We start from the raw sequence: 21,057 nt of genomic DNA, 5'->3' as shown, positions 1-21,057 counted from the left end.
TGCAACCCCCCCGCGCGGCGTGTCTCGTGGGCGCGGGGGTTTGGCGGGGGGGGCGGGGGGGCCGGGGGCGGGGCGGGGGGCGGGGGGGTGGGGGGGGTTTTTTTTGGGGGCCCCCCCGCGCCACCCTTCCGCGGCCGGCCGTCAGTTGCCGATCACGCCCTTCGAGATGCGCATGGCGACGAGCATGTTCGGCACGTCCACGACCTCGGAGATCTTGAGGTCTCCGGCCATCGACGCCAGCTGATAGGCCTCCTGCCGGGACAGGTCCCGCGAACTCACCAGGTAGTCGATCATCGCCTCGACGGCGTTTCGCGCCGCCTCATCGATCGTGGGCGCGAAGCCCGTCACCGCATAGAATTCATCCGTCTCGTAGTGGGGCGACGGGATCGGCCCGGCGCCCTTGATGACCTCCAGTTCGTAGACCACGCGCAGCGGTCCCTCGATCGCCGTGCCGCCCACCTCGCCGTCTCCCTGCGCGATGTGCGGGTCGCCCATCGAGAAGAGCGCGCCTTCCACCAGAACGGGGAAGTACACGGTCGTGCCCTCGACCAGGTCGCGGTCGTCCATGTTGCCGCCGTTCTGGCGGGGCGGGATGGTCACGAGCATCGAATCGGTGTCCGGCGCCACCCCCATCACGCCGGGGAACGGTCGCAGCGGGATCCGGATCCCGGGCGCGAAGCCGACGCTCGTGTCCCCCGGCTCGAACTCGAAGATCCTCAGGTACGGGTCGGGAAACCGGTCGGCGAGGAAGCCGAATCCGGGGACGTTCGCGACCCAGCCCCAGTCGCCGAGTTCGATCTCGTGCAGCGTGACGGCGAGGAGGTCGCCCGGCTCGGCGCCCTCGACGTACACCGGCCCCGTCAGCGGGTGGATCGGGTCGAAGCTCAGCGTGGCGAGGTCCTCGACCGTGGACTCCGGCGTCAGTTGCGCGTCCGACGCCTCCTCCAGGTAGGCCTCGATGACGGCGCCCGACTCCACCGTCAGGATCGGCGGAATCGTCCGGCTCCAGCGGTTGTGCGTCTGGTCCGCCGTCAGCGTGTGCTGCGGCTCCGGCCCGGGCGCTCCTCCTTCTTCGCCGCCGGCACCCGCCGCCGCCGAGTCGGTGCCGCCGTCGGGCGCGCAGCCCAGCGCGACGACGAGCGCGAGGAGCGGAACCCGGGCGGAGACCCTGCCGGCCGCCATCACTCTTCGTTCGCGACCGTGAAGTGGACCGTGTCGACGACGGGCGGATCGAGCGGGATGTGCGCGGGGTTGGCCACGACGGCGATGAGGCGGTGCTCTCCGGGCGCGAGTCCCTCCAGCATGTACTCGGTGCTCCCATCCCCCATGTGGATGATCTGGGGGTCGTTCTGCGGGATCAGGTCGGAGAGCGGCGTGAGTTCCACATCGACGTACAGGTGATGGTGACCGGTGCCGACGACCGGCGGCGTGATGGAGACGATCTCGATCCCGTCCGTCTCCATGACGACCATGACATCCGGGCCGACCGTCGCGCCTTCTTCCGGCTGCGTGATGCGGACGGTGACGGCCGACTCGGCGGGCATCTCTTCAGCCGGTTCCGCGGCCATCTCGGTGTCCTCGGCTTGTTCTCCTCCCCCGCAGGCGATGGCGAGCGAGAGCGGGGCGATGAAGGCAACGGGGATCCATCTCGGGCGCGGGAAACGCATGAAACCTCCTGGACGAACGATCCGTCGATGCGACACGGCTTTGGGACTCGCAGATTAGGGAAACGAACCCCCGTGCGCGAGACGCGTGGCGCGACGCCGCACCGCATACAACGTTTCCGCTGTCCGCATGTTCTCAAACACAGAGCCGGAATTAACGAGGGGAAAAAGGCGAGCGCATGTCGTTCAGTTCAGGTCCGGAGCGCTGATGAGGTCACGTGCGGCCCTCCTTGCGCTGAGCATCTTCCTCGCGCCCTTGGATCGGGCCGCGGCGCAGGAACCCCTGGCGCCGCCGATGCCGGGCCCCATGCCCCTGGGCGCGGCGTGTGTCGTGCCGGATTCCATCGGGGACGGCCTCCGCCGCATCGCGCGGCGGGTTGGCGACGCCGTCGGCGTTTCTGCTCTGCACGTCGAGTCGGGCGCCCGGATCTCGTTCAACGGAGACCGGTCCTACCCGATGGCGAGCGTGTCGAAGGTCCCCATGGCGCTCGAGTTCCTGCGGCGCGTCGACCTCGGGGAGATCGATCCCGCCGAGACGGTCGTGGTGACGGTGGAGGAGTTTCGCGCGGGACACAGCCCGCTCGCCGACTGGTCGGGGGCGCGGGCCGTCCGCCTCACGGTGGACAGCCTCTTCTCGCTCATGCTCGCCCAGTCGGACAACACGGCGACCGACGTGATCCTCAACATGTCGGGCGGACCGGAGGCCGCCACGCGCCACGTCCGCCGGCTGGGCGTCGAGGGCGTGCGCGTCGACCGCTCCGAAGCCCGCACGTTCGCGGACCTCGTCGGCCTCCCGGACACGATCCCGGAGAGCGAGCTGTATCGCTACCAGTACTTCCGGCTGCGCGATGACCTGCCCGACGCGCACCGCCAGGCGGCGCGCGAGCGCTACGGGACGGACCCGCGGGACACGGCCACGCCGGCGGGGATGACGGACCTCCTGCTCACGATCCACGAGGGCAAGGGACTCACCCCCGAATCGCGCGCCTGGATCCTCGACGTCCTGAACCGGTCGCGGTCCGGATCCGGGCGGATGCGGGGCCGGCTGCCGCGGTCGACCTTCGTCGCGCACAAGACGGGGACGATGGGCGGCGCCATCAACGACGTGGGGATCGTCGCCCTGCCGGATGGCGCGGGGCACCTCATCGTCTCGGTGTTCGTGAACACGCTTCGGCGCCCGACGTGGCGGCGGGAACGCACCATCGCGGAGATGACGCGTCTCCTGTACGACTACTTCAGGGAGGAATTCAGGGAACGGGGAGCCGCGGTCGCGCTCTCGAGGCGATTCGGCACTCCCTGCGTCTCGTAGCAGCCGGTCTTGCCGCGGACCGACAGGAATCCGGCGGACTGCTAGGAGCTCCGGTTGCCGTTGGCGAAGATCCGGTACAGCGCCGCCCAGCCCACGGCGATGTACACGAACCGCGCGAGGGGGCCGAAGGCCGCGGCCACGAAGTTGAATCCGATGAGGCCGATCAATCCCCAGTTGAGGGCGCCGGCCAGCAGCAGCGCGTTCGCCACTCTGTTGCAGCTCTTGCCGTTCATGTATCTCTCCCGACTGAACCTGGTGGCGGGGGCCGGGCGCGGGGCGCGGAACCCCTTCCGGCGACCCGGCATGGTACGAAAACATAGTACGAACGAAGCCCGGTCGGGTTTCGTGCCGCCCGAATGCGCTCGGACGGGGTCTTCAGCGCCGAGATGATGCGGAGATGATCATTTGAGACGTCGCGAGTTCGTTGCCGTCCTTTCCGGCATGCTCGGCGTGGCCGCCTGCGGAGGCAGTTCCGGGCCCGGATCGGCACCGACGGAGCCGCCTCCACCGCCCCCTCCCCCACCGGGGGGGCCGGTGCCGGGCGCGAACGTGACCGTCAACATCGAGGACAACGCCTTCGTCGACCCGTCGGGGGGCCGCAACGGCGACGCCCAGGTAACGATCCGCCGCGGCGAAACGGTGGGCTGGCGGCACGTGGGCGCCAACCCGCACACGGTGACCTCGACCAGCGTGCCCTCGGGCGCGCGGGCCTTCGACAGCGGAACGTTCGGCAACAACGAGACCTTCACCGTCACGCCGAGCGTGCCGGGTACGTACGTCTACCACTGCGCCACGCACCCGAGCATCATGGTGGGCGCCCGCATCATCGTCACCTGACGCGCCGGTCCGCCACCCGACCCTGCCCGGTTCGACCCCACTCCGATTCAACCCCTCCCGATTCAACCCTGCCCGAGACGCGCGTGTCGTCTATCTGAACCTCGCTTGAACCTCGGCCGCGAGCAGACGGCCACTACCCGGGATCGACGCGGATACAGCGGACACCGATGACACGCATGCGCCACGTTCGGCGGCTCTCGGGGCCAAGTGTCGCCCTTGCCGTACTTCTCCCCTGCGGAACCGGCGAAGTCGCGGCCCAGGACGGCAGTGGCTCCACCATACAGGCAACGCGGCTGACCGCCGACGAGCGCATCGATCTCGACGGCCGCATCGAGGAATCGGTGTGGGGGCGCATCGAGGCGATCAGCGACTTCCGGCAGCGCGAACCCGTCGAGGGCGGCACCCCGTCGCATCCCACGGAAGTCCGCGTCGCCTATGATCGCGACAACCTGTATATCGCGGCGATCCTGTTCGACGAGCCCGACCACATCCTCGCCCGCCAGCGCGCGCGCGACGCGTTTCTGTTCACGGACGACCGGTTCGCCTGGGTGCTCGACACGTTCGGGGACGGCCGCACCGGCTACCACTTCGAGACGAACGCGGCCGGCGCCCTCAGCGACGGTCTCATCACGGGCACCGGGGGACGCGGCGGCGGTGGTGGCGGCGGCGGCGGGTTCGGGGGCGTCAACCGCTCGTGGGACGGAATCTGGGAAGTGCGCACCGCGCGCCGTCCCGACGGGTGGTCCGCGGAGATCCGGATCCCCTTCCGCACGCTGAACTTCGTCCCGGACGGCGGGAGCTGGGGCATCAACTTCCTGCGCTCGATCCGGCGCCACAACGAGGAGGTCCTGTGGCGCGGATACGGGCGGAACGAGGGTCTGAACCGCCTCGTGTTCGCGGGTGAACTGGCCGGACTCGAGGGCCTCTCGCAGGGCATCGGCCTGGAGGCGGTGGCTTCGGGAATCGGCAGTTGGCGCAACACCCCCGACAACGCGGACCCGACGACGTTCCCGCGCGACATTAGCCTCGACCTCAACTATAGCGTGACGCCGAGCCTCCGCGCCTCCTTCAGCGTCAACACGGACTTCGCCGAGGTGGAGAGCGACCAGCGCCGCGTCAATCTCACGCGCTTCCCGCTCCGCTTCCCGGAGCGGCGCGACTTCTTCCTCGAGGGCTCGAGCGTGTTCACGTTCGCCCCCCGCAGCGGCCCGCAGCCTTTCTTCTCGCGACGGATCGGGATCGAGGGCGGCCAGCAGATTCCCATCGACTACGGGCTCCGCCTCACCGGCCAGCTCAACGGCGTCGACCTCGGCTTCTACCAGATGGGCACGGGCACCCACTCGTACGCCCCGGAGGATGCATTCGGGAACGCGGCCGAGCCGGACCCCGCGGACCTGATACGTTTCGAGAGGGAGGCCTTCACGGTCGCCCGGGCCCGGGTCCCCATCTTCGAGCAGTCGGCCATCGGAGCCATCTACACGAGGCGGACCACCGCGGCCGACGCGGGCGGCGTCCTGCCGGCGGACCGGCATACGCTCGGCGCGGACCTCGACTATCGGACGAACAGCCTGTTCGGGAACCAGAATTTCGAGGCCGAGGCGTTCATGGTCTGGAACTCGAATCCGGATCCGGCCGTGTCGCGGAGCTTCCAGGATCTCTCCGCCTGGGGGGCCCGGATCAACTTCCCCAACGACCTCTGGTCCGGGCACGTCTCCTACCGGGAGTTCGGCGACGACTACAGTCCGGCGGTCGGGTTCGTGGCCCGGAACGACTTCCGCCGCGTGGAACCGCGCATCGGGTGGGCTCCCCGTCCGGCCATCGACTGGATCCGGCAGGTGGAGGTTTCGGTCCAGTTGAGGAATCTGTGGGAGATGGGGTCCATGATCCTCGAGGAGCAGGAACTCCAGCTGAACTTCATCGACATCGACTTCGAGAGCGGCGACAACGTGAGCTTCGAGGCGGTGCGGACGTACGAGTTCCTCGACCGGCAGTTCGAGATCAGCGACGGCATCGACATCGTGCCGGGCGACTACACGACCTGGGACTACCGGATTCGCGGCCGGACGACGAGCCGCCGTCCCGTGTCCGTCCGCGGCGGGGCCAACTTCGGAGGCTTCTGGAACGGCGACCGGGTGCGGGTCGACCTGAACGCGAACTTCCGGCCGAACCCCGGGATCAACCTGGAGACGGGCTACGAGCGCAACGCCGTGTACCTGCCCCAGGGGGATTTCGTCACGAACCTCTATCGCCTCGAGGGCTCGTGGGATCCGACTCCGTGGGTCGGCGTGACGAACCAGTTCCAGTACGACGATGTGAGCCGCGTGCTGGGGCTGTTCATGCGCTTCCGCTGGATCCTGAAGCCGGGTAACGACCTCTTCCTCGTCTACACCCACAACTGGCGGAACCTGGAGTCCGGGCTGCTCGATGAACCGGACGATGCGGACCTGATGGGGTGGATGGACCTGAGGACCCTCTCGCGCGGCGCCTCGATCAAGCTGAACTACACCTACCGCTTCTAGCGCCGCCGGCAGCGCTCGCGCGGCCGGCGGCCCGCCCCTCGCTTCCGGGCTACCCTCCGAACGCCTCGAAGAAGGCGAGTTCGTGGCGCATTGCCTCGGCATAGGCCTCCGACGCCCGCTCCGGCAGGTCCGCGGCCAGATCGTCGAGCAACCTCTCGAGTTCCGCGGCGAGCCCCTCGAAGTCCGGCGAGGCATACGTCTCGATCCAGTCGCGATAGGGGTTCTGCGTGTGATCTCCCGCCTCGAGACGCCGTCCGAGCCAGGCATAGAGCCGCATGCAGGGCGTCATGGCGGCGAGAATCTCGCCCGCTTCGGCATGCCACGCCGTGCGGGCGAGGAAGTCCGTGTAGCCCTTGGCGGCGGCGTTCGGCTCGACGCGGTCGAGATCGATGTCGAGTCGTTCGGCGTACGCGCCGTGAAGTTCGAGTTCGTCGAGCACGCCCTGCATGAGGGCGTGCATCCGGCGCGCGACCTCCATCCGGTCCGCGGTGCGCGCGGCGGCGAGGGCGTAGGCGCTGAAGAAGGCACCAAGGAAGAAGGCGTCCTGCGCCACGTATCGCCGGAACGCCTCCGGATCGAGCGATCCGTCGGCGAGGCCGCGGACGAACGGGGAGCGGAGGCAGGCGTCGGCGAGGCCGGCGTTCCGGGCCCAGAGCACCCGGTGGAGCGGTTCCGCCATCCGTCTCCGAGCGCTAACTGAACAACGTGCCCACGGCTTCGGGGGGCGCGTGGAAGTGGAAGCGCGGGACCGGGGCGCGGAACACGGAGCCGTCGCGGCGCCGGAAGTGGTAGAACCCCTCCATGTGACCCGTCGGCCCCCGCAGGATGCAGAAGCTGTTGTACCGGTGCGAATCCCCCGGTCGCAGCACCGGAGACTGCCCGACGACGCCCTCGCCCTCCACCTCGTGGTCGCCGGCCACGAGATCGTGGATCAGCCAGTGGCGCCAGAAGAGTTGCGCGGTCTCGTCCCCGACGTTCTCGATCGTGATGTGGTAGGCGAATACGTACCGCCACGACGCGGGATCCGAGTGTTCGGCCACGTACTCCGGCCGCACGCGGATGGCCATCGCGTCCGCGACGATGGGGGGAACGCCGGCATCGGGGGTGGTCTCGTGAGGGGCCATTCGAGCGGAGGATACGCCGTCACCGTTGCGCGGGCCACGTCTCGCGCCGCAGAGTATCAGTGCATCGTTTTGTTCGGGCCGCACTCCCGGTTCGCGGACGACGGCCGGGCGACAGGGACTCGAGGGAGCATGGAGGAAGCGATGGATTCCCAGCACACGTTCTCACGCCGACACTTCGTGGGCGGCGCCGCCGCGGCCCTGGGCGTTGCGGGCCTGAACCCGACCGGGGTCATCGGCGCCGGACTCAGGCCGCCCCCGAAGGGCGTCGAGCCGCTCGACCCCTACGACGATCTCGCCAAGCTCTCCTCCAACGAGAACCCGTACGGGCCCTCGGAGAAGATGCTGGAGGCGATGAAGGGGGCCTGGAAGTACTCGAACCGGTACGGCTATCCCGACGGCGACATCCTCGAGAAGATCGCGGAGTCCCACGGGGTCCCCACCGATCACGTGATGATCAACGCGGGCTCCGGCGAGACGCTGCGCGTGGCGGGCCTCGCCTTCCTGCGCCACGAGGAGAAGGTCGTCGGCGTTTCGCCCACGTACCTGACCGTCTACCGGACCGCCTCCGGGATCGACGCGGACGTGATCGAGCGCCCGCTCCTGCCCGACTACACGCAGGACATCGACGACCTCATCGAGGTCACGAACCGAAACTATCGCGATGTGGGCATGGTCTACATCTGCAATCCCAACAACCCCACCGGCGTCATCGTGCCGGGGGACGACATCCGGCGCCTGCTGGACGGGATTCCGGAAGACGTCCCCGTCCTCATCGACGAGGCGTACCACCACTTCATCGAAGACCCGCGCTACGAGACGGCCGTCCCCTACATCAAGGAAGGCCGCAAGGTGCTCGTGACGCGCACCTTCTCGAAGATCTACGGGCTGGCGGGCATGCGTCTCGGCTACGGGATCGCGCCGCCCGACATGATCGACCAGATGCGGGACTACGCGACGGGCAGCGTGAACGCGCTCGTGAAGTGGGGCGGCGTCGCCGCGCTCGAAGACAAGGAGTACGAGGCCTGGATCAAGGAGACCTCCAACACGCTCCGCGACCAGACGGCCGACGTCCTCAGGGGCCAGGGCTTCGACGTGCTCCCGTCGGAGACGAACTTCTTCATGGTCCGAACGGGACGGCCGACGGCCGAGGTCAGGGCCGAGTTCCGCAAGCACGAGGTGGCCGTGGGCCGCGACTTCCCGCCCATGCTGGACTGGCTGCGCGTCTCGGTCGGGACGGAAGACGAGATGAACCGCTTCCTGACGGCGTGGAACGAGATCTTCCCCGACGGCATGACCGCGGCGGACAGCAATAGCGGCTCGTAACGCCCGGCGCATTCACATGCCGGGAACACGCCAGGGACTCCCTGGGCCGAACAGGCACGGCATGGGGCTGTGGCTCGCGCTTGGGGGCGTCATCCTGCATCTGACGGTCGCGGCACCGGCCGGGGCCCAGTTGGACCCGAACGCCATCATCGATCGGGCGGACCGGCTGCTGCGCGGTGAGTCCAGCCGGGGCGTCGCGACGATGGAGGTCGTGACCGAGCATTGGGAGCGGCAGATGACGATGGAGATCTGGTCGCTCGGCACGGACTATTCGCTCGTCCGCCTGCGGGCGCCGCGGAGGGAAGCCGGAACGGCGACTCTGAAGGCCGCCGAGGACATCTGGAACTACCTCCCCAAGGTCGATCGGACGATCAAGGTTCCTGCCTCGATGATGGGCGGATCGTGGATGGGATCGCACTTCACGAACGACGACCTGGTCAAGGACAGCAGGCTCGTCGAGGACTACGACATCGAACTCGTGTTCGACGGAGAGGATGCGGATGGCGTGGCCGTCTGGGACTTTCGCCTGACTCCCAGGCCGGAGGTGCCCGTCGTCTGGGGACACATCGACTACCGGATCCGGCAGTCCGACGACATGCCGGTCCGGGCGGAGTTCTTCGACGAGAACGGCGAACTGGCCAGGACCATAGAGCACGGCGACTACACCGAGTTCAGAGGGCGGATCGTTCCCAGGGTCATGAACATGTACCCGGCGGACAAGCCGGACGAACGCACGACGATCCGCTACGAGGAGCTTGAGTTCGACATCGACGTCGATCCATCCTTCTTCTCGCTCCGGACCCTGCAGCGCGGGAGGTAGCGCCGCGTGACGGGCCGGTTGTGGCGAATCGGGTGGCGCAACCTCGGCCGTAACCGGAAGCGAACCGCTCTCACCGCGCTCGGCCTCGGGGTCGGCTACTTTGCCGTGGTGTTCATGGTCGGATGGGCCGAGGGGGTCTCGACGGGACTCGTCGAGAACGCCACGTCGCTCGTCAGCGGACCGATCGAGATCCACGATGCCGACTACCGGCCCGAGCGCAGCCTGTACGAGACCATCGGCGGCCGCGAGGGTGCCGACGTGGGGGAGATCCTGCGCACCATCGAGGCCGATCCCTCGGTCGTGACCGCCGCCCCGCGCGTGTACGCGAGCGGGCTCGTGAGTACCGGCGAAGCGGCAGAGTCACGGGGAACCGAATCACGGCAAGAAACGACGTAAGTTCAATCAGGACTGCACGATCTGCCATTCTTGCCGTTGGCCACGTTGGGTCGTGTCGGCTCGCGAAAGCCGGAAAGTCGCACATGAATGGCGGGAATCCCGCCCGCGTCGGGTTCTCAGGAGCGCGGACCAGAGGATGGGTCCCCAGCGAACCAAAACTCGGCCAAACGCTGCCGCAGGATGTCAGGACTTCCGAGTTCGCATTCCCACACTACGAAGACATCGTACCCCGCGCCCCGCAGGGACATGATCTTTTCCTGGTCGCGCTCGGCATTACGCCGCAGTTTAGCGCGCCAGAACGCGTTGTTTCGGTGCGGTATGCGACCTCGTGGACAATCCTCGTGACGATGCCAGAAGCAGCCATGCACGAAAGCTGCTTTCCGGCGAGCCTTGTTGGCGATGTCCGGGGTTCCCGGAAGACTCCTCACGTTCCGCCGATACCGCGCGCCGATCGACCACAGCATCTTGCAGACCGCATCTTCCGCGGCGGTCCGTTCTCGCCGCACCCGTTTCATGAGCGCGGATCGGCGAGGAGTGGTCTGGATCCGGGCCATACGCTCGGTCAGATCCTCTCTACGATGCCTTCCAGAAGATCCAGTTTCTTGCTGGCCTTCAAATACTCCGAGTATGCTTCCTCCGCACCACGGATCAGGGTATCGTAGTAGATCACCCGACTACCGGGAGACACTGCCGTCATCGACGCCTTGAGACGCTCCGGATTGTCGTCCTGTTCCTGTATCGGCTTTCCCAGCACAAACACGACTTCGATGTCGGGGAAACCGTCTACCTGCTTGAGCAGGATCTTCTTCAGCTTGTCGACGTATGTTTGCCCCTGCGCCACCAAATCCAAGAGCTTGAGCGCGCGCCCGGCCCGCTTCAATTCCACGATGATGTGCTTGCCAGCGTTCGTCCGGTAGGCGATGTCGACACGGCTCAGTTTCTCCTTCTCGGTCAGATCGTCAGTGATTACGCCGACCTCGCGCAAGCGAGACTCGATCAGTTCGCTGCCCGTTGCGCGCTCCCATGCTGGATCGAGCAACCACAGGTGATCGAAGAGATACTGTTGCAACACCTTCTCGATAACGTTCTTATCGACCAGGCCTTGGAATTCTCGGACGGCCTCCAAGCGTGACTTGACAATGTCGCGATACAGCGCCGCTTCCAAGGCGTCGCGGTCGGCCAGGACGCGAAGCAGTTTGTCGACGTTCTCCAGATTGTCCACAAACTCGGTGGTCGATCCTCGCAGCCTCATTCGCTCGAATGCGAGAATGCCATGTCGGTACAACAGCTTTCGATCGTCGTCCTCGTCGATCGGCAGAGCGCTGAGCCGTGCGATCAGTTTCTCGGCGGTAGCCTTGTGACCTTCCGGTAGCGTGGCGAGCCATTCCCCAAGGGCAGGAGACACTTCCTTTGCCCGCTTCACTTCATGCTTCCGGCGCCAATCCGTCCAACGTTTCTCGACGAGCGAGAGACTGGATCGGAGGAACGACAGTAGCGCTTCATAACGAGGATCGTCCTCTTGAATCCGTTGTCGGTCGCTCGTGGCGATGTCGGGACGGTCGTCTCGGTCGAGGAATTCGGCCTCGATCTGCCCCGTGAGGTACTTGGTGTACAGGCGGCCATCGTTCACCTTGTCGAGGATATTTTCGTGGAAGAGGCGTCCCCTCGCGAAGACGACGATGCCATTGAGATTGCCGGCTTCCTTGCTGTCCAACTGCTTTGGTTTGCGGGCGGTGCCCAGCCATCCCCGCACCGCCCAACTCTTTTCCCAATCTGGAGACCGCTCGGGAAGGTGTTCGCTCTCGACCACGTTCGGTATGGCCGATGGTGGGGGTTGGTAGTCGCCGAAGGCCCACAGGAATTGGGCGATAGACAGATCGCCACGGTCGGCGGCAGTGATCGGCTCACCGTCGATGGCTACTCGGAAGCGATGCAGCTCGCCGATGATCGAGAAGCGTCGGGCCAACCTCATTCGAAGTGCAGTCACGCCGGGCGTGAGCCGAGTTCGCTTGATCTCCTTGAGGACGATCCGAGTACCCTGGGAAACCTCGATCTCTTCTCGTGGAAGGGGTTCAGGACGATATGACCGGTCACCCCGTTCGAGGGATTGGCGGATCCCCTCGACCGTCATGCGAAGGCCATGAGCCTCGCCGTTCTTCGCGGACTGGACGTCGATCACGTTCGCGATGGAAAACAACGACAGCTTGCCGAGACCCTTGCGTCCCATCACGGGCCTCTTCCTCTTGGCCGTGACGCTACCGTCAGTGCCGTCATCGCGGCGGCGATACCCTACACGAAGATACTTGTCGTTGATGTCGGCTACCGACATCCCCACGCCGTCGTCTGAGATCGCGATCCATTTGTGGTTTGGATCAACCTCGATTTCCACCTGCTCCGCATCGGCGTCCCATGCGTTGGCAACCGCCTCGGTCAAGACGGCCGCGATGTTGCTGTAGAGGTTGATGCCGAGATGTTCGACGACGTTGAGGTCGACGGTCATCTCGTATGGCGATGGCGCAGGTGAGACGGCCGAATCGTTGCTATCGCCAACGTTGGTGTCGGTCATGCCGGGCTCCCTTGGGCTCGGAGATGGTCTTCAACGTGGCTCACCAGACTGCTCCCGATCGCGTGTCCAAGGTTGACCGGAACCGCGTTGCCGACCAAGCGACCGATCGTCTTTGCGGCTATCCGCTCGCCTGGCTGTACGAACCGGTATCTCTCGGGGAAGCTCTGAAGTATCGCCCCTTCGCGCAGGGAAATGGCCCGATCCTGTTCCGGGTGGCCGAATCGCCCATTGCCGAATCCGAAGTACTGCGTCGTCATCGTGGGGGACGGGTGATCCCATTCCATGCGGCCGTACACGCTCGGATAGGTGCGCCCCTCAGGCTTCCGATGGCATTTGGCTATCAACGCTTCGTCCCAATCGCGCCACGTCCCGCCCGGCTTGGAGGCGCGGATCCGCTGAACATTTAGAGGTGACAGTCGGCAGGATCGGTGTAGCGCGTCCGTGCTGGACTCTCCACCGGCGTGGATGGGTGGCATGTCGGCGATGGCGTCCCTGACCGTCGGACGACGGGCATCGGGTGTGGTCGGGGGCACCAAGTTGATAGGGCCGAGGATTGAGGCGAGCACGACAAGACGCCGCCTGCTCTGAGGCACGCCGTAGTCGGCGCAATCGACGATCGTCGTTGCGACGGAAAACCCTTCGCCCCGCAGGGTATCCATGAAGTCGGAAAACACCTGCTCCCGCTGGAGCATCGGGACGTTCTCCATGGTGACGATGTGAGGCTTCGCCTCCCTTACCAACCGACCGAAATGGTCCAAGAGATTCCACCGAACGTCTGAGGTGCGTGACCGAGATCGGCTATAGGTCGAGAACGGCTGGCACGGCGCACACCCGGCCACGAGTCGGTAGGACGAGCCGTGGAACGCACTCGGAAAGTCGTCCGCCGTGACTTCCTCGATAGGTTTCTGGAGAAAGGTCGCCGCGTTGTTGTACGTGTAGGGATATCGGCATACGGAATCGATATCGACGCCCAGCGTTACGTCGATTCCCGACTCTTCGAGTCCGCGTGTGAGCCCGCCGGCTCCGCAGAAGAGATCGACCGCGCAGACGGAGGAGTCGGTTCCGCCTTGATTCGGGGAGGTGGAAGCATCCGGCGCCGCTTGAGGGGTGTCGGTCCCAAGCACGTCACTCATCCGGCCATCCCCTTTCCTGGCCGCTTCCTCTCCGCCGTCGTCCGCATCGACGGGTCCGAGTCAGCTTGGACGCCGGAGATGTACCAGCGCATCAACTCACGAACGACCTGGGCGGCAGGTCGGTGTTCCATGCGGCAGGCATCATTGAATGCCCGCCGCAACTCTTCCGAGAGCCGGATCTTGAATGCGACGTTCTTGCGGGCCATGCTCCAAGTGTACCCGTTGTGCCCACGTTTGGGTAGATCCCGTGTTGTCGTCCGGCGGGCGACATCCTAGACTTCGATAATGATCGCGGTCCTCCGACAGCGCCGTCTGAAGGCGCTCCAAGAGGGCAGCACAGCCCGGAGGACCGCCCTTCCGAGCGTCTGGATCCCCTGCGAACGAGGAGAACATCATGGCCACGCACGACCCGCCGCATCCGGGCGGCATCGTGAGGCGGCAGTGCCTCGAACCGCTGGGGCTGACGGTGACCCGTGCCGCCGAGGGGCTGGGCGTCACGCGTCAGGCGCTGTCGGAGTTGTTGAACGGGCATACCGGGATCTCGGTCGATATGGCGATCCGGCTGTCGAAGGCGTTCGGTTCGACGCCGGAGACGTGGCTGGGGATGCAGATGGCCTACGATCTGTGGCAGGCGCGGGGCCGCGCGGGCGAGATCGCGGTCGAGCGCTTCGCCGTGGCCTGACGACCACAACCAACCGGCAAGAGCCCCGTGCCACTGACGCCCGAGCAGCAAGCCCGCGAGGAGATCGACGGGCAGCTTGAGGCCTGCGGGTGGACGGTTCAGGACTTCTCGTCCATGGACATCCACGCCGGGCGCGGCGTGGCCGTTCGGGAGTACCCGCTGAAATGGGAGAAGGGCGGGGAGATCAAGTCCGGTTCCGCCGACTACCTGCTCTACGCCGACGGTCGCGCCATCGGCGTCATCGAGGCCAAGCCTGCCGGACACACCCTGGAAGGCGTGTTGCCCCAGTCCGAGAAGTACACGGAGGGACTGGACCAGCGGGTTCCGGCTTGGAGCTGCCCGCTTCCGTTCGCCTACGAGTCCACCGGCAAGGTCACGCAGTTCACTAACGGACTCGACCCGGAACCGCGAAGCCGGGAGATCTTCACGTTCCACCGCCCAGAGGAGCTTATCCGGCTTCAGGGGTTGGGAGACGCGCAGCTGCGCGCCGAACTCCGCCGAATGCCCGCCCTACCCAAGGGCCGCCTGTGGGACGTGCAGCACGACGCGATCCGAGAGCTTGAGCGGTCGCTGGCTCACGGCCGTCCGCGCGCCCTGATCCAGATGGCGACGGGTAGCGGAAAGACCTTCACGGCGGTCACGGCCTGCCACCGGCTCATCAAGCACGCCGGGGCGGAGCGCATCCTGTTCCTCGTGGACCGCAACAACCTCGGCAAGCAGACCTTGAGGGAGTTCCAGGAGTTCCGGGATCCCGGCTCGGCGTACACCTTCTCCGACGAGTTCCCGGTCCAGCGCTTGAGCGGCAACAGGATCAAGGCGTCCAGCAAGGTGGTCATCACGACCATCCAGCGCCTCTACTCGATGCTGAAGGGCGATTCCGAGTACGATCCGGCCAACGAGGACGAGTCGCTGTTCGAGTCGGGCGGTCCGCTTGGCGGCGAGCCCGTCCCGGTCGAGTACACGCCGGGTCTGCCACCTGAGCACTTCGACTTCATCGTGATCGACGAGTGCCACCGCTCGATCTACAACGTCTGGCGGCAGGTGATCGAGTACTTCGACGCCTTCCTCATCGGCCTGACCGCGACCCCGAGCCCGCAGACCGTCGGGTTCTTCAGGAACAACGTCGTGCAGGACTACTCGCACATGAAGGCCGTGGCGGACGGGATCAACGTTGGCTACGACATCTACCGCATCAAGACCAGAATCACCGAGGAGGGCGGAGCCGTGCTGGCCGAAGCCGGGACGTACGTGCCCAAGCGCGACCGGCGCACCCGCGAGACGACGCACGCGGAGCTTGAGGCCGACCTTACCTACACGGCGAACCAACTCGACCGCGACGTGGTCGCGCCGGACCAGATCCGGCTCGTCGCGCGCACCTTCCGCGACCATCTGTTCACGAAGATCTTTCCCGGCCGCACGGAGGTTCCGAAGACGCTCGTGTTCGCGAAGACCGACAGCCACGCCGACGACATCGTGAAGGTTCTCAAGGAGGAGTTCGGCAAGGGCAACGAGTTCTGCCGGAAGATCACATCGAAGACGACCGGTGCCTCGCCGGAGGACCTGCTGAGCAGCTTCCGCAACTCCTACAACCCGCGCATCGCCGTCACCGTGGACATGATCGCGACCGGCACCGACGTGAAGCCGCTCGAATGCCTGCTGTTCATGCGCAACGTGAACTCGGCGGGCTACTTCGAGCAGATGAAGGGCCGCGGCGTGCGCGTCATCGAGCCGGGCGACCTGCGGAAGGTCACCCCGGACGCGGAGCACAAGACGCATTTCGTGATCGTCGATGCGGTCGGCGTGTGCGAGCGCGACAAGACGGTGTCGCCGCCGCTGGAGCGCCAGCCGTCGGTCAGCATGAAAAGGCTGCTTCAGATGGCGGCGATGGGGATGGCGCACGCGGACCTCGTATCGAGCCTGGCCTCGCGGTTGGCCCGGCTCGGGCGGCGGGTGGACGAGAGCCAGTCGGCGCGGATCGCGAAGGAGGCGGGCGGGGCGAGCCTCGCGGCGCTCACGGGCGCGCTGCTGACCAGCATCGACGCTCAGGGCACGCGCATGGCCGCCGTCGAGCGGTTCGGTCTCGCCGAGGACGACGATCCGACCCCGGAGCAACTGGACACCGTGGAGCGCGAGCGCATGGCAGAGGCGCTCAAGCCGTTCACCAAACCGGGGCTGAGGAAGGCGATCGTCGAGATCGCCCAGAGCCTCTACCAGATCATCGACGAGTCGGCCATCGACGTGCTCCTCGACTTCGGGCACAGCGAGGCCGCCGTCGAGAGCGCCCGGTCCAAGCTGGACGACTTCAAGCGGTTCATCGAGGAGAACAAGGACGAGATCGAGGCGCTCCGCATACTGTACAGCCGTCCGTACCGCGCGGGGCTCCGGTATCGGCACGTCAAGGAGCTTCGCGACGCGCTCCGGAGTCCGCCGGTCGGGATCCACGACCCCGAGAACGGGTTGTGGCGGCTCTACGAGGCGCTGGAGCCGGACAAGGTGGAAGGCAGGGGCGGAAGCGCGCTTGTGGACCTTGTGGCCATCGTGAGGCACGCGATCGAGCCCGGCGGGACGCTCGTCCCGGTCGCCGAGCAGGTGGAAGCCCGCTACCGCGAGTGGCTCGCGGAGAAGGAGCACGTCGGACAGACCTTCACGCCCCGCCAGCGGCAATGGCTGGACGCGATCAAAGACCACATCGCGAGCAGCCTGCGGATCGAGCCGGACGACTTCGAGGACGTGCCGTTCAACCAGTGGGGTGGACTCGGCGGCGTGTACCGGGCGTTCGGTGACGACCTGAACCCTCTGCTGGCCGAACTCAATGACAGGCTAGCGGCATGAGTGGGGTGCCGGAAGGGTGGATGCGAGTCCAGATGCAGGATCTGGTCAGCATTAATCCAGCGAGGATCCAACCCGATCTTGAGGACCGCACCCCGCTGGTGTTCGTCCCCATGCCAAAGGTAGCCGAGGACTTCCGAGGAATCGACGTTTCCGGCCGACGCCCGTTCTCTTCGATCAAGCGGGGATACACTCAGTTTCGACCGGGCGATGTGCTCTTTGCCAAGATCACGCCGTGCATGGAGAACGGAAAGATCGCCATCGTTCCAGAGATTCAACCGCCCCTCGGATACGGGTCTACCGAGTTCTTCGTGATGCGGCCGCGGGCCGATGGTCTTGATCGTTGGATAGCTTACAGCGTTGCACGGTCTTCCTTCCGGCAACTGGCTCGCGAAAACATGCAGGGCGCCGTTGGGCAACGGCGTGTGCCCAAGGTCTGGCTGGAAGACGCCTCGATCCCCCTTGCCCCCCTCCCCGAACAACACCGCATCGTCGCCAAGATCGAGTCGCTGTTCGCGAGACTGGACGAGGGCGTGGCCGCGCTCAAGCGCGCCGAGGCCAATCTGGAGCGCTACCGCGCGTCCGTCCTCAAGGCCGCCGTCGAGGGCAGGCTGACCGAGGAATGGAGACGCGAGAATCCGCCCACCGAGACCGGCGAAGACCTGCTTCGGCGTATCCTGGCCGAACGGCGGAAGCACTGGGAGGCCGAACAACTCGCGAAGTTCAAGGCCAAGGGCAGGAAGCCGCCGCGTAACTGGAAGGCGAAGTACAAGGAGCCCGTGGCACCGGACACGAGCGGGTTGCCGGAACTGCCGGAAGGGTGGTGCTGGGCGACGGTTGATCAGGTTTCGGCGGTGACGGGCGGGTTGACCAAGAACCCTTCAAGGAGTCGGCTCCCGATCCGGTATCCCTATCTCCGCGTGGCGAATGTCTACGCCGACGAGATCAGGCTGGATGATGTACGGACGATAGGAGTGTCGGAAAAAGAGCTTGATCGCGTGCTGCTACGCTCCGGAGACCTCTTGGTCGTCGAAGGCAACGGAAGCGCCGACCAAATCGGCCGCGTCGCCCAGTGGCAGGGCGACTTGGCACCGTGCTGCCACCAGAATCACCTAATCAAGGTGCGCTGCCCCATTTCGGCGTGTCGGTCCCGATGGATGCTGTTGTGGCTCCTCTCGCCCCTCGGTCGGCGGACCGTGTTGGCAGTGGCAAGCTCAACGTCTGGTCTTCACACGCTCAGTCTCTCGAAGGTCAGGGCTCTTCCCGTTCCCTTGGCACCCATGCCGGAGCAAGCCTGCGCGGTCAGACTCGCCGACGCCCTTTCTGACGCGGCACGGGTCGTTCAAGGACAGATTGAAGCCGAAGCCGGCATCAAGGTCTCCGCCCTTCGCCAATCCATCCTGAAGCGCGCCTTCGAGGGCCGCTTGGTCCCGCAGGATCCTGCCGACGAGCCCGCTTCCGTCCTCTTGGAGCGGATCCGGGCCGAACGGGCGGTGGAACGGAAGCGGCGGAAGCGTCGCGCCATCCAACGAAAACGCCAACCCAAGAGCCGAGTCCCCTGATGCCGAACGACACCCGGCAGATCGTCAACAAGGCGTGGAGCTTCGCCCACCTGCTGCGCGACGACGGCCTGTCCTACATGGCCTACACGGAGCAGATCACCTTCCTGCTGTTCCTGAAGATGGCGCACCAGCGGACGCAGCCGCCCTGGAACCGCCCGCCCATCGTGCCGGATGGACTCGACTGGCCCAGCCTTCTCGCCCGCGACGGCGAGGAATTGGAGACGCACTACCGGCGCATCCTGACCGAACTTCCGAGGCGGGGAGGGATGCTGGGGGAGATCTTCAAGAAGGCCCGGCAGGAGATCCAGAACCCGGCGACGCTGAAGCGCCTGATCGTGGACCTGATCGACCCCGAGGACTGGATGTCGATGCACGCGGACGTGAAAGGCGACATCTACGAGGGCCTGCTTGCCAAGTCGGCCCAGGAGTCGCCGAAGGGCGCGGGCCAGTACTTCACGCCCCGCGAACTCATCAAGGCCATCGTGGATTGCGTGCGGCCGGGGCCGGACGACACCGTTTGCGATCCCGCCTGCGGAACAGGCGGATTCCTGCTCGCCGCGCACGACCATGTGGTCCGCGAGCACGGGAGCACGCTCGACCCCGACCAGAAGGCTCACCTGCGGACGGGCTTCGTGCAGGGCTGGGAGATCGTGCCCGCGACCGCCCGGCTCTGCATCATGAACCTGTACCTGCACGGGATCGCCCCGGACGAGTCCCCGATCCGGTCGGGAGTGGACAGCTTGGCGAACGATCCCAACGACCGCTTTTCGATGGTGCTCACCAACCCGCCGTTCGGGAAGAAGAGTAGCGTCCGGATCGTGAACGAGGAGGGCGAACTGGAGACGGAGTCCGACACCTACGAGCGTCAGGATTTCTGGACCACCACCAAGAACAAGCAACTCAACTTCCTCCAGCACGTGAAGACGCTGCTCGGGATGCACGGCACCTGCGCCATCGTGGTGCCGGACAACGTCCTGTTCGAGGGCGGTGCTGGCGAGACGGTGCGGCGGAATCTGCTCCAAGCGTTCGACGTGCATACCCTCCTCCGCCTGCCGACCGGGATCTTCTACGCCCAAGGAGTGAAGGCGAACGTCCTGTTCTTCGACGCGAAGCCCGCGCGCGAGAAGCCTTGGACGGAGCGGCTTTGGGTCTACGACCTGCGGACGAACAAGCACTTCACGCTCAAGATGAAGCCGCTCCGGCGGGCGGACCTGGACGACTTCGTGACCTGCTACCAACCGGGTGAGCGCCACAGGAGAAAGCCGACGTGGAGCCCGGAAGACGAGGGTGGCCGCTGGCGGGCGTTCGAGTACGACGAACTGGCGAAGCGCGATAAGCTGAATCTGGACCTTCTGTGGCTCAGGGACAGCGCCTTGGAGGACGGCGAGAACCTGCCCGCACCGGAGGTGTTGGCCGCCGAGATCGTCGAGGACCTGCACGCGGCGTTGGAAGCCTTCCAAGCCATCGCCGAGGAGCTTGAGCCGTCGGTTGATCCGGCATGAGGTGCTGAGGGACGGGATGAATTGGCCCGCCTGATAAGGGCCGTCAGAATACTCCGGCACCTGAACGGACTACTACTTCCCGGACCTGCCGCAATCCCAGTCGGGGAGGAGCTTCCGACCGCTTCTGGCGGCGGTGTCCGACAGCCCGGATCCCTCTCCGGAACGCCTTGGACTGTAGGATCTCTCCTACCGGTTGACTGCCCCACGAATGGTCCTCCACCGTTCGGGCATGAAGCTCGCGAAAGAACGCACCATGATCGCCCCCGCGCGGAGGACCCGAGGGGGCGCTCCGGTCCTCCGACTTGACCGTGAGTCCGTCTTCAGCGTGCCTCGGAGGTTGCATTGTCCGAACCGCTCGCCAACCGGATTGAAACCATCTGAGGATGGAATCCGTAGTGCGCCGCCCTTCGGGTTCCCGAAGCGTGAAGGACGGCCCGAGCGAACGAGTCGAAGCACCGGAGGAGTCGCAAGTAATCAGGTTGATCCACCCCAAGGCGGAACCAGTGCCCATGCCCAGCGACATGGGCGCTGGCGGGATCGTTCGCCGCTTCGGCTTCCGGAGTGCATGGACGGCCCGGCATCGCCGGTCTCCGTCCCACCGCCAGCCGCGCTTCGCGAGGTCCGTCTGAACGGGTCCCCCGGAGCGCTCGCGGAGGTATCCCGACACCGCCGCGACGGCGGCGGTCGCCGTGTCCCGGACGCCGCTCCCAAGGGCGTGTCGGGCGCGGCTTATGTCGGGCAGTATCCATCTCACAAGCGGACGCCCGTTTTTCGCGGAGCAACCTGTCTCG

Annotated in this window: 18 protein-coding genes; 10 read left to right on the top strand and 8 right to left on the bottom strand. The window is 66.1% G+C overall.

Annotation, left to right across the window (positions count from 1 at the left end):
- Positions 1–141 precede the first annotated feature (141 nt).
- The gene (locus RN901_RS03345; RefSeq protein ID WP_310755925.1) at positions 142–1,182 is read right to left on the bottom strand and encodes an acetamidase/formamidase family protein; all 1,041 of its coding nucleotides are present in this window, start codon (positions 1,180–1,182) and stop codon (positions 142–144) included.
- Positions 1,182–1,667 carry a DUF4399 domain-containing protein gene (locus tag RN901_RS03340; RefSeq protein ID WP_310755923.1) on the bottom strand — a complete coding sequence of 162 codons (486 nt, stop codon included), beginning with the start codon at positions 1,665–1,667 and terminating at the stop codon, positions 1,182–1,184. The genes RN901_RS03345 and RN901_RS03340 overlap by 1 nt, the downstream gene beginning before the upstream one ends.
- A gap of 205 nt (positions 1,668–1,872) precedes the next feature.
- Here RN901_RS03340 and RN901_RS03335 point away from each other — a divergent pair, with 205 nt between their 5' ends.
- Positions 1,873–2,973 carry a serine hydrolase gene (locus RN901_RS03335; RefSeq protein WP_310755921.1) on the top strand — a complete coding sequence of 367 codons (1,101 nt, stop codon included), beginning with the start codon at positions 1,873–1,875 and terminating at the stop codon, positions 2,971–2,973.
- A gap of 41 nt (positions 2,974–3,014) precedes the next feature.
- On the opposite strand, the gene RN901_RS03330 is transcribed toward RN901_RS03335, so the two are convergent.
- Positions 3,015–3,206, bottom strand: coding sequence for a DUF378 domain-containing protein (locus tag RN901_RS03330; protein ID WP_310755919.1), 192 nt, complete (start codon positions 3,204–3,206; stop codon positions 3,015–3,017).
- A gap of 172 nt (positions 3,207–3,378) precedes the next feature.
- Here RN901_RS03330 and RN901_RS03325 point away from each other — a divergent pair, with 172 nt between their 5' ends.
- Entirely contained in the window at positions 3,379–3,810 is a 432-nt protein-coding gene (locus RN901_RS03325) for a plastocyanin/azurin family copper-binding protein (RefSeq protein ID WP_310755917.1), read from the top strand.
- Between the two features lie 176 nt (positions 3,811–3,986).
- Positions 3,987–6,329, top strand: coding sequence for a DUF5916 domain-containing protein (locus RN901_RS03320; protein WP_310755916.1), 2,343 nt, complete (start codon positions 3,987–3,989; stop codon positions 6,327–6,329).
- 49 nt (positions 6,330–6,378) lie between these two features.
- Here the strand turns inward: RN901_RS03320 and RN901_RS03315 are convergent, their stop codons facing one another.
- On the bottom strand, positions 6,379–7,008 hold the full coding sequence (locus RN901_RS03315; protein WP_310755914.1) for a TenA family protein: 630 nt from the start codon (positions 7,006–7,008) through the stop codon (positions 6,379–6,381).
- 13 nt (positions 7,009–7,021) lie between these two features.
- Positions 7,022–7,453 (bottom strand): Co2+/Mg2+ efflux protein ApaG, encoded by a 432-nt coding sequence (gene apaG, locus RN901_RS03310; RefSeq protein WP_310755912.1) that lies wholly within the window; start codon positions 7,451–7,453, stop codon positions 7,022–7,024.
- A gap of 141 nt (positions 7,454–7,594) precedes the next feature.
- Here apaG and RN901_RS03305 point away from each other — a divergent pair, with 141 nt between their 5' ends.
- The 3 genes from RN901_RS03305 to RN901_RS03295 are packed head-to-tail and all read left to right on the top strand — an operon-like array spanning position 7,595 to position 9,992.
- A complete protein-coding gene (locus tag RN901_RS03305) occupies positions 7,595–8,776 on the top strand; it encodes an aminotransferase class I/II-fold pyridoxal phosphate-dependent enzyme (RefSeq protein WP_310755910.1) in 1,182 nt (393 codons plus the stop codon).
- 16 nt (positions 8,777–8,792) lie between these two features.
- Positions 8,793–9,596, top strand: a complete 804-nt coding sequence (locus tag RN901_RS03300; RefSeq protein ID WP_310755908.1) for an outer membrane lipoprotein-sorting protein — start codon at positions 8,793–8,795, stop codon at positions 9,594–9,596.
- A gap of 6 nt (positions 9,597–9,602) precedes the next feature.
- Complete coding sequence (locus tag RN901_RS03295) at positions 9,603–9,992, top strand: hypothetical protein (RefSeq protein ID WP_310755906.1); 390 nt, start codon at positions 9,603–9,605, stop codon at positions 9,990–9,992.
- 116 nt (positions 9,993–10,108) lie between these two features.
- Here the strand turns inward: RN901_RS03295 and RN901_RS14970 are convergent, their stop codons facing one another.
- From RN901_RS14970 to RN901_RS03285, 3 genes are read right to left on the bottom strand one after another with little or no spacing between them, the layout of a single operon-like run.
- Positions 10,109–10,546, bottom strand: coding sequence for a very short patch repair endonuclease (locus RN901_RS14970; RefSeq protein WP_345782346.1), 438 nt, complete (start codon positions 10,544–10,546; stop codon positions 10,109–10,111).
- An 8-nt stretch (positions 10,547–10,554) separates the two neighbouring features.
- Positions 10,555–12,558, bottom strand: a complete 2,004-nt coding sequence (locus RN901_RS03290) for an ATP-binding protein (protein ID WP_310755904.1) — start codon at positions 12,556–12,558, stop codon at positions 10,555–10,557.
- Positions 12,555–13,691: a DNA cytosine methyltransferase gene (locus tag RN901_RS03285; protein ID WP_310755902.1), complete on the bottom strand. Its 1,137-nt coding sequence runs from the start codon at positions 13,689–13,691 to the stop codon at positions 12,555–12,557. Before RN901_RS03285 ends, RN901_RS03290 begins: the two co-directional genes overlap by 4 nt.
- A 394-nt stretch (positions 13,692–14,085) precedes the next feature.
- Here RN901_RS03285 and RN901_RS03280 point away from each other — a divergent pair, with 394 nt between their 5' ends.
- From RN901_RS03280 to RN901_RS03265, 4 genes are read left to right on the top strand one after another with little or no spacing between them, the layout of a single operon-like run.
- Positions 14,086–14,373 carry a HigA family addiction module antitoxin gene (locus tag RN901_RS03280; protein ID WP_310755900.1) on the top strand — a complete coding sequence of 96 codons (288 nt, stop codon included), beginning with the start codon at positions 14,086–14,088 and terminating at the stop codon, positions 14,371–14,373.
- A 27-nt stretch (positions 14,374–14,400) separates the two neighbouring features.
- Complete coding sequence (locus tag RN901_RS03275; RefSeq protein ID WP_310755898.1) at positions 14,401–17,205, top strand: DEAD/DEAH box helicase family protein; 2,805 nt, start codon at positions 14,401–14,403, stop codon at positions 17,203–17,205.
- Positions 17,206–17,237: 32 nt separating this feature from the next.
- Positions 17,238–18,764, top strand: a complete 1,527-nt coding sequence (locus tag RN901_RS03270) for a hypothetical protein (protein WP_310755896.1) — start codon at positions 17,238–17,240, stop codon at positions 18,762–18,764.
- On the top strand, positions 18,764–20,266 hold the full coding sequence (locus tag RN901_RS03265) for a class I SAM-dependent DNA methyltransferase (protein WP_310755894.1): 1,503 nt from the start codon (positions 18,764–18,766) through the stop codon (positions 20,264–20,266). The genes RN901_RS03270 and RN901_RS03265 overlap by 1 nt, the downstream gene beginning before the upstream one ends.
- Positions 20,267–21,057 lie beyond the last annotated feature (791 nt).

Origin of the sequence: Candidatus Palauibacter soopunensis (assembly GCF_947581735.1) — a bacterium.
Taxonomy (GTDB): Bacteria; Gemmatimonadota; Gemmatimonadetes; order Palauibacterales; family Palauibacteraceae; genus Palauibacter; species Palauibacter soopunensis.
This window is presented reverse-complemented; position numbering and strand designations above follow the sequence as displayed.